The following is a 13,972-nucleotide window of genomic DNA, read 5'->3' as shown; positions in this document are numbered from 1 at the left end:
TGTCAACAAGGGCCCCCTCCTCACACCTCAGCTGGTTTCGCCGGCGACGCTGAAAGAGCGGAGGCGGTCGATGGCGAGCACGGTGAAGCCCACCGCCACCAGGGCGGTCAGCACCGCGGCGACCGGCACCGACACCGACGTGCCGAGCAGGTCGGTGGGGGCCATCCGGTCGGCGAGCGCGATCACCCACTGCTGGACGGAGAGCACCCGGGTGCCGTCCGCGAACCGGCCGAGCAGCCCCTCCCAGATCAGCACGTAGACCAGGCCGAGCAGCACCGGCCGGCGGGTGAGCAGGCTGAGCGCCAGGAACAACGCCGAGTACGCCAGCGCGCCCAGCGCCGACGCGGCGGCCAGCGCCAGGCCGAGGCGTACCGAGTCGGCGAGCGTGCCCGCGGCGAAGAGCGGGACGGCGACGGTGGCCGCGCTGACCCCGGTCGCCACGGCCAGCTTCGGCAGCACGATCTGCCAGCGCGGCAGCGGCTTGGTGAGGATGTGCACCACGGTGCCGTCCTCGATCTCGGCGCCCAGCACGCCGGTGCCGACGACCAGCGCCACCACCGGCAGGACCACGGCCAGGCCGAGCCCGACCAGCACCGCCGGACCCCACTCACCGGGCGCCACCCCCAGGGCCCGGCAGAGCACGGCCAGCCCCACCAGCAGCAGGGGCAGCGGCACCAGCATCAGGAATCGGCGGCGGCCGAACAGCCCGCGCGCGGTGATCCAACCAACGGTCGACATCATGCCTCCACCAGGTACGAGAAGACGCTCTCCAACGATTCGTCCTCGGGCAACAGCTGCCGGACCCGGATGCCGTGGCGCAGCGCGAGCTTCGGCAGCGCCCGGGTGAAGGCGCCGTAGTCGCCGGCCTTGACGCTCAGGCCGGTGCGGCCGAGTTCGACGCCGGTGACCGACGGCTCGGCCATCAGCGCCACGGCCAGCGCCCGGTCGTCGGTGGAGTGGATCGCGAAGACGTGCGGCCGGTTGGTCATCAACCGGCGGATGGTACGGAAGTCGCCGGACGCCGCGAGCCGGCCGGCGACCATCACCTGCACGGTGCCGGAGACCTGCTCGACCTCCTCCAGGATGTGCGAGCTGAACAGGATGGTCCGGCCGGCGTCGCCGAGGCGGTGCAGCAGGGTCATCATGTGCAGCCGCTGGCGCGGGTCCATCCCGTTGAACGGCTCGTCGAGCAGCAGCACCTGCGGGTCGTGGACCAGCGCGGCGGCCACCCGGGTGCGCTGCCGCATGCCCTTGGAGTACGTGCCGATCCGCCGGTCCTGCGCGTCGGCCATCTCCACCAGGTCGATCGCCCGCCGGGCCGCCGCCGCCGGGTCGGGCAGCTGGTGCAGCTTCGCGCTGGCCAGCACGAACTCGTACGCGGTGAGGAAGGCGTGCACCGCCTCCCGCTCGCTGACCAGGCCCAACCGCCGGTAGACCTGGGGGTTGCGCCAGGTCGGCTCGCCGTCGAGGCTGACCGTGCCCCGGGACGGGCTGAGGAAGCCGGCCATCATGTGCAGCAGGGTGGTCTTGCCGGCGCCGTTCGGGCCGAGCAGGCCGGTCACCCCCGGGCCGAGGCGCATGGAGACGTCGTTGACCGCCACCACGTTGCCGTACCACCGGGAGACCCCGGCGAGGTCGAGGGTGGACGCGGGCGTGGTCGGCGCCGCAGGCTGGGCGCTGATCGTGGTCATCGGGCGGCCACCTTCCGGTATCGCAGCAGCAGCAGGGTGACGCAGCCGGCCACCAGGAGTACGGCGGCGGCCGCGTAGACCGGCCCGAAGTCGCCGATCGGCATGCCGCCGCCCTGTCCCTCGGGCACCAGCAGGTCGCCGAGCGCCCAGGTGCCCACGCCGCCGACCAGGGTCGACGGCGAGGCGAGGAAGGCCAGCTCGTTGATCGCCCGGGACGGCATGATCGACAGCACGCCGACGACCGGCGTGGTCATCAGGAAGATCGCCACGATGCCACCGGCGGCGAACGCCCGCTTGCCGGTGAGCGAGGCGATCAGCAGGCCGATCGAGGCGAACACCACCGCCCACAGGGCCGCGTAGAGCAGGCCCGGGAGCAGGTCGAGCAGCTCGTGCCAGACCCCGCTCATCCCGTCGCCGGTGGTGAACGCCGCACCGAGGAACATCACCAGCTGGGGCGCGCCGAGCAGCAGCCAGAGCGCGGTGGCCAGCGCGCCGAGCTTGGCCAGCGCGTAGTCGCCGCGGGGCAGCGGCCGGGAGAAGTAGAGCGGCAGCACACCGCTGCGCAGGTCACGGGAGACCAGCTCGGGCGCGGCGACCGCGACGAAGAAGATGACCAGCCAGCTCATCGCGTCGGCGAACTGGGCGTACGTCATGACGGTCTCGCCGAACTGGGCGCGTACCGCGGTCAGCCCGGCGGCGACGGCCAGCACGATGGCGACCACCAGCCAGGGGAAGATCTTGGCCTTGGCGGACCGGCCCAGGCCGAACGCGGTCCGTACGCCGTGCAGGTAGAGCGCGCCGAACACGTGCCGGCGGCCCAGCCGCGGCCCGGTGTAGCGCTGGTAGCCGATGTCGTGGATGACGCCGGTCAGCTCAGACATGGCTGGGCTCCCTCGGGGCGAAGAGTTCGGCCACCCGGTGCCGCCGCTGGTCCAGCCGGTGCAGCGGCAGGTCCAGCTCGGCCACCGCGCCGAGGATCAGGTCGTAGGTGGCCTCGTCGGCGAGCGGGACGAGCAGCAGCCGCCCCTCCCGGGCCACCGGCAGGTCGAGCGCCGCCAGCCGGGCGGCCAGGCCGTCGGTGCCCTCGCTGACCTCGACGGCGAGCACGTCGGTGGCGGTGGTCATGGCGGACACCCGGTCGGCCCGCAGCAGCCGCCCGCCGTCGATGGCGACCAGCGTGTCGCAGATCCGTTCCACCTCGCCGAGCAGGTGCGAGCAGACCAGCACGGAGATGCCGAACTCGGTGCCGATCCGGTGGATCAGGGTGAGCATGGCGTCCCGACCGGCCGGGTCGAGGCCGTTGGTCGGCTCGTCGAGCAGCAGCAGGTCGGGGTCGTGCACCAGCGCCTGGGCCAGCTTCACCCGCTGTTTCATGCCGGTGGAGTAGCCGCCCACCGCCCGGTGCCGCTCCTCGTGCAGGCCGACGTGGCGCAGCGCCTCGGAGGCCCGCTCCCGGGCCACGGTGCGCGGCAGGCCGCTGACCCGACCCAGGTGGGTGACCAGCTCGGCGGCGGAGAGATCGGGTGGCAGGGCGTCGTGTTCGGGCATGTAGCCGACCCGGGCGCGCACCGCCGCCGGGTCGGTGGTCGGGTCCAGGCCGAGCACGGAGACCCGGCCGCTGGTCGGCGGGAGCAGACCCAGCAGGATCTTGATCAGGGTGGACTTGCCGGCGCCGTTGGCACCGACCAGTCCGATGATCCCCGGCTCCACCGACACGGTGAGGTCGGCGAGGGCGGTCACCCGTCCGCCGTACGTCTTGGTGAGCGACTCGGTCGCGAGCAGTGCCACGGGGTTCAGCGTAGGGAGCTGATGCCAGCCAGGGCATCGGGAAACGCTCGGGGATGCCCCTGATTTCCGCCCACCCGGAGGCCCGAAGTGCTGTCCGGGCCCCCCGTCGTCCGCTCGGGTCAACTCCGGCTGATCACCTCGTCCTTCGCCAGGCTCTCGGTACGCTGCCGGATCAGGGTGCGCAGGGTTCCGGCGTCGCTGTCCACGGCCGCGGCGTCCACACCGTCCACCGTCTTCAGCACCGCGGTGATGGCGTCGAGCGACTCTGTCGCCCGCCCGCTGCCGTAGACCTCCTGGAACAGCTCCCGGTACGCGTCCTCGTACACCTGCTTGAAGGCATCGCTGTCGAGGAATCGCTCCTTGAGCTTGTGGCCCATCATCATGCCGCCCATTCGCCCGCCGTTGCCTCCGTCGGCCCGGCCCGGCTGCCCCGCACCGCCGTCCGGCTGCATACCTGGCGGGGGTTCCATGCCCTCGGGCAGTTTGAAGCCCTCCGGGAGCTGCATTCCCGCGGGCGGCGCCAGGCCGCCCGGGTCCTGGTCGGCGGCTCCGGGGTTCCCCTGGTCACCGCCGGGATTCCGGCCGGCGCCCGGGTTCTGGCCGGCGGCGCCGGGCATGCTGAAGCTGCCGCTGTCGTGCGGTCCCTGGCTGGCGCTGCCGCTGAAGGTCAGGTTGTGGTCCCAGCTGAGCACGCTGAACTTCTTCGTGGTCAGGTCATACCAGAGGTAGTAGTTCTTCCCCGGTCCGCCCATGTCGTCGAAGTTGAGCAGCAGGTTCTGCAGGGCGAGGTAGCGGACGAACGACTTCACGTCGACCTTGTCGGCCAGGTGGGCGTCGAACTCCTCGTCGCTGGCTGAGTTCACCCACTTGATCAGGTTGATGACGGGTTGCAGGTCCTGGCTGCCGCGCATATTGATCTGCTTGAAGTCGTCCTGGTAGTCGGTCGGGTCGTCACCCTGATCGGTGAAGCTGCTGCTGGCCAGCGACTTGTAGAGCACCCCGTGGCTCCCCATCCGGTCGGCGTACTGCTCGTCCGGGTGCTCGACCAGCAACCGGGCGGCGGTGGGCCGGTCGTTGACCGTGAACGAGGAGTACGCGTACCGCTGGGCGGGCTCGCCGGCGCTGTCGAGCAGGGAGAGGGACAGCGCTTCGTTCGGCACCGCCGAGCCGCCACCGATGCCGGAGACCCGGACCGCCACCTCCCGGTACCCCTGATAGCGCCGGCCGTCGACGAACTCGTCGAAGCTGATCAACCAGGGCAGCGTCTCCGGCTCCTCGGCCTTCAGCGCGACCCGGGTCATCCCGCCACCGGGCGCCCCACCCGGTCGCTCGCCGCCGCCCGGCTGCTGGCCGCCGGGCACCTGGCCGCCGCCCGGGAACTGGGCGCCGCCCGGGAACTGGGCGCCGCCCGGCCTGGCACCCTGGTCGCCCTCGCCACCCCGAAACGGCTTGGTCTGGCCCTTCCAGCTCAACGAGCCGAGGGTCGAGTTGCCCTTGAGCCGGATGCCGACGCTCGGGACCGTGGTGCCGTCGATCGTCAGGTCCGCCTCGACGTACTCCTTCTCCCCCTCCTTCCAGTAGGTGTCGAGCATCCGCTCGTAGTCGGCGTTGCGGAAGGTGAGCTTGATGCTGTGCCGCGTGCTCGCGTCGAACAGGTCCACGCCGCCGGCGATGTTCGTGATCGGCACCTCGGACGACCGGTCACTCGCGCTGCTGACGTACGGACGGATCCGTTCCGTTCCGAACACCAGCGAGAGCACCGCCAGGAACGCCGCGCAGACGGTGAGCAGTTTCCAGTTCTGCCGTACCCGCAACGGCAGCCGTTGCCGGAGCCGGCGGGGCAGCGGTGAACGGGCGACCAACGGCTCCCGCATCACAGGTCCGTCTGGTCGTAGCCGGTCAGCACCGTCACCCGCTGGCCGGAGGTCCGCTCGCTCAGCGCCGAGATGAGGTCACCCGGCTCGCTGCCCTTCTTCAGCCGAACGGTGTACATCAGCTCGGTGAGCGCGCCGGCCCGAATCGACTCCATGCTGACCAGTTCGAACTCCGTGGTGTAGCGGACCAGCACGTCCTGGATGTCGCTGGCGTAGCTGCCGCCAGCCGGCACCTGGACCTTGACCACCTGGCGTTGCACGTTCAGGGCGAACCAGTTGAACCGGTACATCACCAGGATGATCAAGCTGATCGCCACCGCGGCGACGATGGCGAGCGTGTAGAAGCGGGTGCCAGCGGCCATGCCGACCCCCATCACCAGGAAGATGAAGCCGACGTCCCGGGTCTCCTTGATCGCGTTGCGGAAGCGGACGACCGAGAGCGCGCCGACCAGGGCGAAGGCGCGCGCGATGTTCGAGCCCACCACCAACATGATCAGCGAGATCAGCATGCCGAGGATGATCAAGGTCTGGACGTACGACTGGCTGTACGACACGTTGCGGTGGGTGGCCCGGTACACCCAGCCGATCAACGCGCTGAGCAGGAAGGACAGTGACAACGCGATGGCGATGTCGCCAACGCTGAAGGTGCCGGACAGATCCTGGAACGTGATGTCCATCGGTACTCAGGCCTCACTTCTCGTGGTGGTGGTCAGCAGTTCGGCGGACGGGTCGTCGTCCTGGATGTGGAAGATCGAGCGTGGGGCGCGGCCGTACGCCTCCACGCACTGGCAGTACTTGGAGACCCGCACCACCTGCAGTTCGGCCTTCGCGGAGAGGTCGGTGAGCCAGTACGGAACCCGCTCGTTGGCCTTGATCTCGACGATCGAGCGCGACGCCGGGACGATCAGTCGGTTCTCGGCGTCGGCGCCGAAATGGAAGTCCCGGTCCCGACCCCGGACACGCCGGTCAAGGGTGACCCGCAGGCCGAGGTCGGCGTCCTGCCCGACGAACGCCTCCCGCTGGTAACCGGTCATCGCGACCGGCCGAAGATCCAGCCCGGAGACGAGTTCCAGCACCTCCGAGACGAACCCGTGCTGGGACGGGTCGTGCTCGATCATCTGCCGCTCGTCGCAGAGCTGCCGCGCCACCCGGTACGGCAGGGCGATGCGCCGCTTCTGGGTGACCCGGTTGACCCGCTGCTTGATCTCGACATGAACGGTGCTGTCGTCGTCCACCGTGGAGCGGTCGCCGTAGTGGCGTATCCGCAGCTTGCGGCGAAACTTCAGACCTTCGATCTTCTCCCAGTAGAAGCGCAGGTCGGTCGTGTCGTAGTAGACGCTCCAGACGCCGTACCCACCGTCGGCACCGTGGCTGTCCGGCACGAGGCGGGCGGCGAGCTGGTCCCGCAGGGCGGCCAGCCTCGTGTTGTCGACCAGGTACTTGATCTCGTACCGGTTGAAGGCGTGCAGCTTGCTCGGCGCGCGCAGGGCGTGGCCGGCCTGGTCGCTGTCCCGGCTGGCCGGCCGTTCCGGCCGGCGGGACTCCGGCACGGCGGTGGCCTCCTCGTCGGTGGGCGGATCAGGCGGGCGGGCACGGCGGTTGAACCGCAGACGCATGGGTCTTCCTCTGTCGTTTCGTGGGCAGGGAACGGCTTGCGAGGAAGGAAAGCGGACAGCCATGGAAACTTCGTATGAACAGCCTGTGGACCGGCTATGGATCGCAGGCGACAGGGGGGTGACGAGGAGTGGTAAGAGTTCCGTAACCGCTACCCGGGGTGACCGCCGGCGCGGGCGGCGCAACACTCGATGCCATGTGCATCCGCCTGCTCCGCACACCGCTGGCCTGGCTCGCGCTCGCCGTCCTCGCGGTCGGCACCGCTTTCGGGCTGTTCTGGTTCCAGCCGTGGAAGTTGGTCACCGACACCGAGGTACACGAGACGCTCACCGCAGTCGAGGAGTCCGGCCGACCCTCCCCCACACCCGGCGGGGCCCGCACCCCGGCGGCCTCGGCGGCGGCCGGGCCGACTGTGGTCAGCCGGGGCTCGTTCGTCAGCCACGAGCACGAGACCACCGGCGCCGCGCGGATCGTCCGGGACGCCGAAGGGCGGCACCGGCTGGAACTGGTCGGGCTGGACACCTCCAACGGCCCCGATCTCAAGGTCTGGCTGACCGACCAGCCGGTCCGGACCGGCCGGGCGGCCTGGGACGTCTTCGACAACGGCCGCTACGTCCCGCTCGGGGCGCTCAAGGGCAACCGCGGCGACCAGGTGTACCCGATACCGGCCGGGACCGACCTCGCCGGCCTGACCAGCGTCTCCATCTGGTGCGAACGGTTCGCCGTGTCGTTCGGCGCCGCCCCGCTCGACCCGGCCGGCTGACCGCCGTACTCCCCTCCGGTCCCGCAGGAGTGGCGGTCTCGACCGAACGACGACCGACTGCGAGACTGTGTGCCGACCAGGAGTGGGGGTTCGATGAGCAACGGGTGGGTGCTGCCCGACGAGGTGCTTCGGGGCGCGCAGGCGTACACGCCGCGCCCTGCCGAGCTGGCCGATCTGGAGCTGTTGCTGTCCGGGGCGTACGCGCCGCTCGCCGGCTTCATGACCCGCGCCGACCTGGCCTCGCTCGCCCGGCGGGGCCGGCTCGCCGACGGCATCCCCTGGCCGGTGCCGGTCACCCTGCACGTACCGGCCGCGCTCGCCGAGGGGCTGGACCCGGACGACCCGGAGCGCCGGGCGCTGCTGCTGACCGACGGCGAGGGCGCCCCGGTGGCCGGGCTGGAGGTGACCGACCGCTGGGCCGCCCGGGACGGGCTGGTCGGCGTCGGCGGCCCGGTACGCCGGGTCGGTGACGGCGGTCACGGGCCGTTCCAGCGGCTGCGCCGGGGGCCGGAGGAGATCCGGCCGCTGCTGCCGCCGGGCCGGGTGCTCGGGGTCTTCGCCGATCGCCCGCTGCACCGCCCGCAGCTCGCCCAGATCGCGCACGCGGCCCGCACCATCGGCGCGCACCTGCTGGTGATGATCCCGGTGGGTGACGGCGTGGGCGGCGGGCTGCCGTCCGAGGCGCTGGTCCGCAGCGTCTTCGCCGCCCGGGACCGGATGCCCCCGGCCACCATCGTCGCGGTGCCGCTGTCCCGCCGGGTCGACGAGATCAGCGACGCGCTGCTGCGGGCCCGGGTCGCCGCCGCGTACGGGGTGACCCACCTGCTCTCCACCGGCGAGATGCTCTCCGGCGCCGGCCTGCGGGTGCTGGTGCCCCGGGAGCTGGCCTACGACAACCGGGACGGCCAGTGGCGCTGGCGGGAGGACATCCCGCCGCGCAACCGGCGGTTGGCGCTGACCCACGCCGAGATCGACGACCTGCTGGACCGCGGCTTCCCGCTGCCGGAGTGGCACACCCCGCCGGCGGTGGCGAAGGAGCTGTCCCGGGCCCGGCCGGCCCGCCGGCACCGGGGCATGGTGATCTTCCTGACCGGCCTCTCCGGCTCCGGCAAGTCGACCATCGCCCGGGGCCTGGCGGACGTGCTGCGGGAGCAGGGCGACCGGACGACCACCCTGCTCGACGGCGACGTGGTGCGCCGGGAGCTCTCCGCCGGGCTGGGCTTCAGCAAGGCCGACCGGGACGCCAACGTGCGCCGGATCGGCTGGGTGGCCGCCGAGATCGCCCGGCACCGCGGGGTGGGCATCTGCTGCCCGATCGCCCCGTACGCGCAGGCCCGGGCGACCGCTCGGGAGATGGCCCTCGCGGCCGGGGCGGGTTTCCTGCTGGTGCACGTGGCCACCCCGCTCGAGGTGTGCGAGCAGCGCGACCGCAAGGGCCTGTACGCCCGGGCCCGGGCCGGCCTGCTCACCGGGATGACCGGCATCGACGACCCGTACGAGGAGCCGACCGACGCGGACGTGGTGGTGGACACCACGGACCTGACGGTCGAGGAGGCGGTCCGCGTGGTGATGGAGCACCTCACCGAGCACGGCTGGGTCGAGCCCCGCCTCCAGTCGGCCTGACCCCAGGCCGTCCGCCTTCCGTCGGGCCCGGCCCGCGCGCTAGTGTTCGTCTTTGTTGGAACACGTTCGATCGCGTGAGGCGTGCGCGGGAAACCGGGGGTGGGGAAGGGTGCTGGCGCGGCAGCGGCAGGCGGCCATCCTGGACCGGGTCCGGGCCGCCGGCGGGGTCCGGGTCAGCGACCTGGCCGGCGAGTTCGGCGTCTCCGACATGACCATCCGGCGTGACCTGGACACGCTGCACGAACGCGGGCTGCTGGCCAAGGTGCACGGCGGCGCCACCCTGGCCCTTTCCGGCTCGACCGACGAGCCCGGGTTCGCGGCGAAGTCGGTCCGGCAGCCGGCCGAGAAGGCCGCCATCGCCGCGCGCGCCGCGGCACTGGTCCGCCCCGGCGCCGCAATCGCGCTCTCCGCCGGCACCACCACCGCCGAGCTGGCCCGCCGGCTGGTCGACGTGCCCGGGCTGACCGTGGTGACCAACTCGCTGCCGGTGGCCGAGGTGCTGCACACCGGCGGGCGGCCGGATCAGACCGTGGTGCTCACCGGGGGCGTGCGTACCCCGTCGAACGCCCTGGTCGGTCCGCTCGCGGTCGCCGCCGTCCGGTCGCTGCACCTGGACCTGCTCTTCCTCGGCGTGCACGGGATCACGGAGCGGGCCGGCTACACCACGCCGAACCTGATGGAGGCGGAGACCGACCGGGCGCTGGTGGCCGCCGCCGACCGGCTGGTGGTGCTCGCCGACCACACCAAGTGGGGCACGGTCGGGATCTCCTCGATCGTCGAGCTGGCCGCGGCGGACGTGCTGATCAGCGACGGCCGGTTGGCGCCGGACGCCCGGCGGGTGCTCGGCGAAAAGGTGGGCGAACTGGTGATCGTGACGGGCAGCGAGGGGGCGCAGTGAAGCGTACGCGGATCGAGCTGGCCGACGGCCGCGAGCTGATCTACTTCGACGAGCGGGACGACGCGGTCCGGGACCAGCCGGACCGGCGCGAGCTGCCGCCGCCACCGCCGGCGTCCCAGCTGCGGTACGACCCGCTGACCGACGAGTGGGTGGCGGTGGCGGTGCACCGGCAGACCCGCACCTTCCTGCCCCCGGCCGACCAGTGCCCGCTCTGCCCGTCCCGCGGCGACCGGCTCAGCGAGATCCCGGCACCGGACTACGACGTGGCGGTCTTCGAGAACCGCTTCCCCGCGCTGAGCCAGCGGGTGGCCGACGAGCCGGCCGAGATCACCCCGTTCACCCCGGTCCGGCCGGGGCGCGGGCGCTGCGAGGTGGTCTGCTTCACCGACGACCACAACGCCTCGTTCGCGCAGTTGCCGCCGCGCCGGGTGCGCACCGTGCTGGACGCGCTGGCCGACCGCACCGAGGCGCTGAGCGCGTTGCCGGGCGTGGAGCAGGTCTTCCCGTTCGAGAACCGGGGCGTCGAGATCGGGGTGACCCTGCACCATCCGCACGGGCAGCTCTACGCGTACCCCTTCGTCACCCCCCGGACCCGGGCGCTGCTGGCGGCGGCCCGCCGGCACGCCGAGCGCACCGGCGGCCGGAACCTCTACGCGGACGTGCTCGCCGCCGAGCGCGCCGCCGGCGACCGGGTGGTCGCGGCCAACGAGCACTGGACGGCGTACGTGCCGGCCGCCGCCCGCTGGCCGTTCGAGGTGCACCTGGCCCCGCACCGGCCGGTGCCGGACATCCCGGCGCTGGACGACGCGGAGCGGGACGCCTTCGGGCCGCTCTACCTGGACCTGCTGCGCCGCTTCGACGGGCTGTTCGACCTGCCCATGCCCTACATCGCCGCCTGGCACCAGGCCCCGGTCCGCGTCGACCGCGAGCTGGGCCACCTGCACCTGCAGCTGTTCAGCATCCGGCGGGCGAAGGACAAGTTGAAGTTCCTCGCCGGCTCGGAGTCCGGGATGGGCGTGTTCATCAACGACATCGCCCCGGAACGGGCCGCCGAACTTCTCCGCGCCGGCTGACCGGGCCGCCGGGCCGGCTTCGGGCGCCGGCGACCGGGAGACAGGGCGCGGGGGGCCCGGGACAGGGCCCCCCGCAGGGAAGGGACGGCTGGCTGTGCACGACAGCCGGGAAGGCTGGCTGATCGGCACTCGTGCCGCGAGGCGACCGCGGTCAACCTTCCTGGACGCGACTGGCACCACGTCCACCTGATACAACGAGCCAACCGCCGGCCGGTGACGCGCCCTGCTGGCGGGCAGCGCCCCCGTGACGGTGCGTGACAGGGACGACGGGACCACTGCGGACACGACGGAGCCCGCCGGCACGAGGGCCGGCGGGCTCGTCGGAGCGCGAGACGACGCGGATCAGGCGGCGAGCTTGCGCGCCAGGTTCTCGTCGAGCGCGTTCATGAACTCGTCGGTGGTCAGCCACGGGGCGTCCCGCGAGATGAGCAGCGCGAGGTCCTTGGTCATCTGGCCGCCCTCGACGGTGGACACGATGACCTGCTCCAGGGTGTTGGCGAACTCGGTGACCGCCGGGGTGCCGTCCAGCTTGCCCCGGTGGGCCAGGCCACGGGTCCAGGCGTAGATCGAGGCGATCGGGTTGGTCGAGGTCTTCTCGCCCTTCTGGTACTGCCGGTAGTGCCGGGTGACCGTGCCGTGCGCCGCCTCGGCCTCGACCGTGCGACCGTCGGGCGAGAGCAGGACCGAGGTCATCAGGCCGAGCGAGCCGAAGCCCTGCGCGACGGTGTCGGACTGCACGTCGCCGTCGTAGTTCTTGCAGGCCCAGACGTAGCCGCCCTCCCACTTGAGCGCGGCGGCGACCATGTCGTCGATCAGCCGGTGCTCGTAGGTGAGGCCGGCGGCGTCGAACTCGGCCTTGAACTCGTTCTCGAACACCTCGGCGAAGATGTCCTTGAACCGGCCGTCGTACGCCTTGAGGATGGTGTTCTTGGTCGACATGTAGACCGGGTAGTTGCGGTCCAGGCCGTACCGGAACGAGGCCCGGGCGAAGTCCCGGATCGACTCGTCGTAGTTGTACATGCCCATCGCGATGCCGCCGCCGGGGAAGTTGGCGACCTCCATCTCGACCGGCTCGGAGCCGTCGGCCGGGGTGTAGGTGATGGTCACCGTGCCCGGGCCGGGGACGACGAAGTCGGTGGCCTTGTACTGGTCGCCGTGCGCGTGCCGGCCGATGATGATCGGCTTGGTCCAGCCCGGCACCAGCCGCGGCACGTTGGACATGATGATCGGCTCGCGGAACACGACGCCGCCGAGGATGTTGCGGATGGTGCCGTTCGGCGACCGCCACATCTTCTTCAGGCCGAACTCCTCGACCCGCGCCTCGTCCGGGGTGATGGTGGCGCACTTGACGCCGACGCCGTGCTCCTTGATGGCGTTGGCGGCGTCGATGGTGACCTGGTCGTCGGTCTCGTCGCGGTGCTGGATCGACAGGTCGTAGTAGTGCAGGTCGACGTCGAGGTAGGGCAGGATCAACTGCTCCCGGATCTGCTTCCAGATGATCCGGGTCATCTCGTCGCCGTCGAGCTCTACGACCGGGTTGTTTACCTTGATCTTCGCCATCGGCCGGCGCTCCTCTCGGGGGACACGTGCTCAAGCAGTACGAGCGTACTGGAAACCCGCCGGCACTCCCCAGCCGGCCCGGACCGGCCTGAGCACCGGACACCGGGCGTGGGAGATCACTGGCATCATCAGCCGATGCCAGTGAGCCGCACCCTCGGGTCTATCACGGTCACCGCCCTCACCGACGGCGAGGGCCTGTTCTTCCAGCCGCGGACCGAGGCGTTCCCGGACGCCACCGAGGCGCACTGGCGCGAGGCGGACCGGCGCGACCCTGGCGCGGTCACCGCCGACGGCGAGTGGTGGCTGCCGTTCCGCGCCTTCGCGCTGCGTACCGGGGACGGGCCGGTCATGCTGGTCGACGCCGGCATCGGCCCGGCGGACTCACCCGCCGCGAGCTGGGCGCCCGTGCCGGGCCGGCTCCCCGCGGAGCTGGCCGCCGCCGGCATCGACCCGGCGGACGTACGCGCCGTGGTTCTGACCCACCTGCACAGCGACCACATCGGCTGGGCGGTCACCGGCACCCCCGGCCGCCCCTACTTCCCGAACGCCGAGTACGTGGTGCAGCGGGCCGAGCTGGACGCCATGGAGTCGATCAACCCCGGGCTGCCGGCCGGCCTGATCGCGCCGTTGCGCGCCGCCGGCCAGCTCCGGGTGGTCGACGGCGACACCGACCTGACCCCCGGGGTACGCGCCCTGAGCACCCCCGGCCACACCTCCGGTCACCAGTCTGTGCTGGTCGACACCGACGACGAGCGCCTGCTGCTCACCGGCGACCTGCTGGTGCACGCCGTCCAACTCGTCGACCCGACCGTCGCCTACGCCCACGAGGAGGACCAGGCCCAGGCCCGCACCTCCCGCACCACCCTGCTGCACACCCTCGCCGAGGCCGGTCCCGCCACCCACCTGGCCACCCCCCACCTGACCACCCCCTTCACCCCCCTCCCCCGCCCCCGATCGGTTTGATCAAGGGGTTTGCGTCACCGAGGGCTCGGATTCCGACGCAAACCCCTTGATCAACGCAGTGGGTGGGAGACGGCTGGGGGGGGGGGGGGGGGCGCGCGGCCCCCCCCCCGGGGGGGGTGGTGGAT

At 71.9% G+C, this 13,972-nt stretch carries 13 protein-coding genes; 5 read left to right on the top strand and 8 right to left on the bottom strand.

The window, feature by feature from the left end; translation table 11 throughout:
- Positions 1 to 27: 27 nt before the first annotated feature.
- From AB0H57_RS11405 to AB0H57_RS11375, 7 genes are all read right to left on the bottom strand, one after another.
- Positions 28 to 738, bottom strand: a complete 711-nt coding sequence (locus tag AB0H57_RS11405) for an ABC transporter permease subunit (protein ID WP_357505167.1) — start codon at positions 736 to 738, stop codon at positions 28 to 30.
- A complete protein-coding gene (locus tag AB0H57_RS11400; RefSeq protein WP_357505165.1) occupies positions 738 to 1,691 on the bottom strand; it encodes an ABC transporter ATP-binding protein in 954 nt (317 codons plus the stop codon). The genes AB0H57_RS11405 and AB0H57_RS11400 overlap by 1 nt, the downstream gene beginning before the upstream one ends.
- Positions 1,688 to 2,572, bottom strand: coding sequence for an ABC transporter permease subunit (locus tag AB0H57_RS11395; RefSeq protein WP_357505163.1), 885 nt, complete (start codon positions 2,570 to 2,572; stop codon positions 1,688 to 1,690). The genes AB0H57_RS11400 and AB0H57_RS11395 overlap by 4 nt, the downstream gene beginning before the upstream one ends.
- Positions 2,565 to 3,479, bottom strand: coding sequence for an ABC transporter ATP-binding protein (locus AB0H57_RS11390; protein WP_357505161.1), 915 nt, complete (start codon positions 3,477 to 3,479; stop codon positions 2,565 to 2,567). Before AB0H57_RS11390 ends, AB0H57_RS11395 begins: the two co-directional genes overlap by 8 nt.
- A 119-nt stretch (positions 3,480 to 3,598) precedes the next feature.
- On the bottom strand, positions 3,599 to 5,353 hold the full coding sequence (locus AB0H57_RS11385) for a CotH kinase family protein (protein ID WP_357505159.1): 1,755 nt from the start codon (positions 5,351 to 5,353) through the stop codon (positions 3,599 to 3,601).
- Entirely contained in the window at positions 5,353 to 6,030 is a 678-nt protein-coding gene (locus tag AB0H57_RS11380; RefSeq protein WP_357505157.1) for a DUF4956 domain-containing protein, read from the bottom strand. The genes AB0H57_RS11385 and AB0H57_RS11380 overlap by 1 nt, the downstream gene beginning before the upstream one ends.
- Before the next feature lie 6 nt (positions 6,031 to 6,036).
- Positions 6,037 to 6,969 carry a polyphosphate polymerase domain-containing protein gene (locus AB0H57_RS11375; protein WP_357505155.1) on the bottom strand — a complete coding sequence of 311 codons (933 nt, stop codon included), beginning with the start codon at positions 6,967 to 6,969 and terminating at the stop codon, positions 6,037 to 6,039.
- 194 nt (positions 6,970 to 7,163) lie between these two features.
- Here AB0H57_RS11375 and AB0H57_RS11370 point away from each other — a divergent pair, with 194 nt between their 5' ends.
- The 4 genes from AB0H57_RS11370 (at position 7,164) to galT (ending at position 11,324) form a co-directional block, all read left to right on the top strand.
- Positions 7,164 to 7,730: a DM13 domain-containing protein gene (locus tag AB0H57_RS11370; protein ID WP_357505153.1), complete on the top strand. Its 567-nt coding sequence runs from the start codon at positions 7,164 to 7,166 to the stop codon at positions 7,728 to 7,730.
- Positions 7,731 to 7,823: 93 nt separating this feature from the next.
- Complete coding sequence (cysC, locus tag AB0H57_RS11365) at positions 7,824 to 9,353, top strand: adenylyl-sulfate kinase (protein WP_357505151.1); 1,530 nt, start codon at positions 7,824 to 7,826, stop codon at positions 9,351 to 9,353.
- Positions 9,354 to 9,462: 109 nt separating this feature from the next.
- Positions 9,463 to 10,251 (top strand): DeoR/GlpR family DNA-binding transcription regulator, encoded by a 789-nt coding sequence (locus tag AB0H57_RS11360; protein WP_357505149.1) that lies wholly within the window; start codon positions 9,463 to 9,465, stop codon positions 10,249 to 10,251.
- A complete protein-coding gene (galT, locus tag AB0H57_RS11355) occupies positions 10,248 to 11,324 on the top strand; it encodes a galactose-1-phosphate uridylyltransferase (RefSeq protein WP_357505147.1) in 1,077 nt (358 codons plus the stop codon). Before AB0H57_RS11360 ends, galT begins: the two co-directional genes overlap by 4 nt.
- A gap of 342 nt (positions 11,325 to 11,666) precedes the next feature.
- Here the strand turns inward: galT and AB0H57_RS11350 are convergent, their stop codons facing one another.
- Positions 11,667 to 12,884, bottom strand: a complete 1,218-nt coding sequence (locus tag AB0H57_RS11350) for an NADP-dependent isocitrate dehydrogenase (RefSeq protein WP_357505145.1) — start codon at positions 12,882 to 12,884, stop codon at positions 11,667 to 11,669.
- Positions 12,885 to 13,019: 135 nt separating this feature from the next.
- Here AB0H57_RS11350 and AB0H57_RS11345 point away from each other — a divergent pair, with 135 nt between their 5' ends.
- On the top strand, positions 13,020 to 13,847 hold the full coding sequence (locus tag AB0H57_RS11345) for an MBL fold metallo-hydrolase (RefSeq protein WP_357505143.1): 828 nt from the start codon (positions 13,020 to 13,022) through the stop codon (positions 13,845 to 13,847).
- Positions 13,848 to 13,972 lie beyond the last annotated feature (125 nt).

The organism is Micromonospora sp. NPDC050686 (genome assembly GCF_040654475.1).
Lineage (GTDB): Bacteria > Actinomycetota > Actinomycetes > Mycobacteriales > Micromonosporaceae > Micromonospora.
The sequence above is the reverse complement of the archived record's forward strand: the minus strand, read 5'-3'. Positions and strand labels throughout refer to the sequence as shown.

Excerpts from the sequence above, each read along its gene's own strand:
- AB0H57_RS11395 (WP_357505163.1), bottom strand. The coding sequence starts at position 2,572 with ATGTCTGAGCTGACCGGCGTCATCCACGACATCGGCTACCAGCGCTAC.
- AB0H57_RS11345 (WP_357505143.1), top strand. The coding sequence starts at position 13,020 with ATGCCAGTGAGCCGCACCCTCGGGTCTATCACGGTCACCGCCCTCACC.
- AB0H57_RS11350 (WP_357505145.1), bottom strand. The coding sequence starts at position 12,884 with ATGGCGAAGATCAAGGTAAACAACCCGGTCGTAGAGCTCGACGGCGAC.
- AB0H57_RS11375 (WP_357505155.1), bottom strand. The coding sequence starts at position 6,969 with ATGCGTCTGCGGTTCAACCGCCGTGCCCGCCCGCCTGATCCGCCCACC.
- AB0H57_RS11400 (WP_357505165.1), bottom strand. The coding sequence starts at position 1,691 with ATGACCACGATCAGCGCCCAGCCTGCGGCGCCGACCACGCCCGCGTCC.
- AB0H57_RS11385 (WP_357505159.1), bottom strand. The coding sequence starts at position 5,353 with ATGCGGGAGCCGTTGGTCGCCCGTTCACCGCTGCCCCGCCGGCTCCGG.
- AB0H57_RS11370 (WP_357505153.1), top strand. The coding sequence starts at position 7,164 with ATGTGCATCCGCCTGCTCCGCACACCGCTGGCCTGGCTCGCGCTCGCC.
- AB0H57_RS11380 (WP_357505157.1), bottom strand. The coding sequence starts at position 6,030 with ATGGACATCACGTTCCAGGATCTGTCCGGCACCTTCAGCGTTGGCGAC.
- cysC (WP_357505151.1), top strand. The coding sequence starts at position 7,824 with ATGAGCAACGGGTGGGTGCTGCCCGACGAGGTGCTTCGGGGCGCGCAG.
- AB0H57_RS11405 (WP_357505167.1), bottom strand. The coding sequence starts at position 738 with ATGTCGACCGTTGGTTGGATCACCGCGCGCGGGCTGTTCGGCCGCCGC.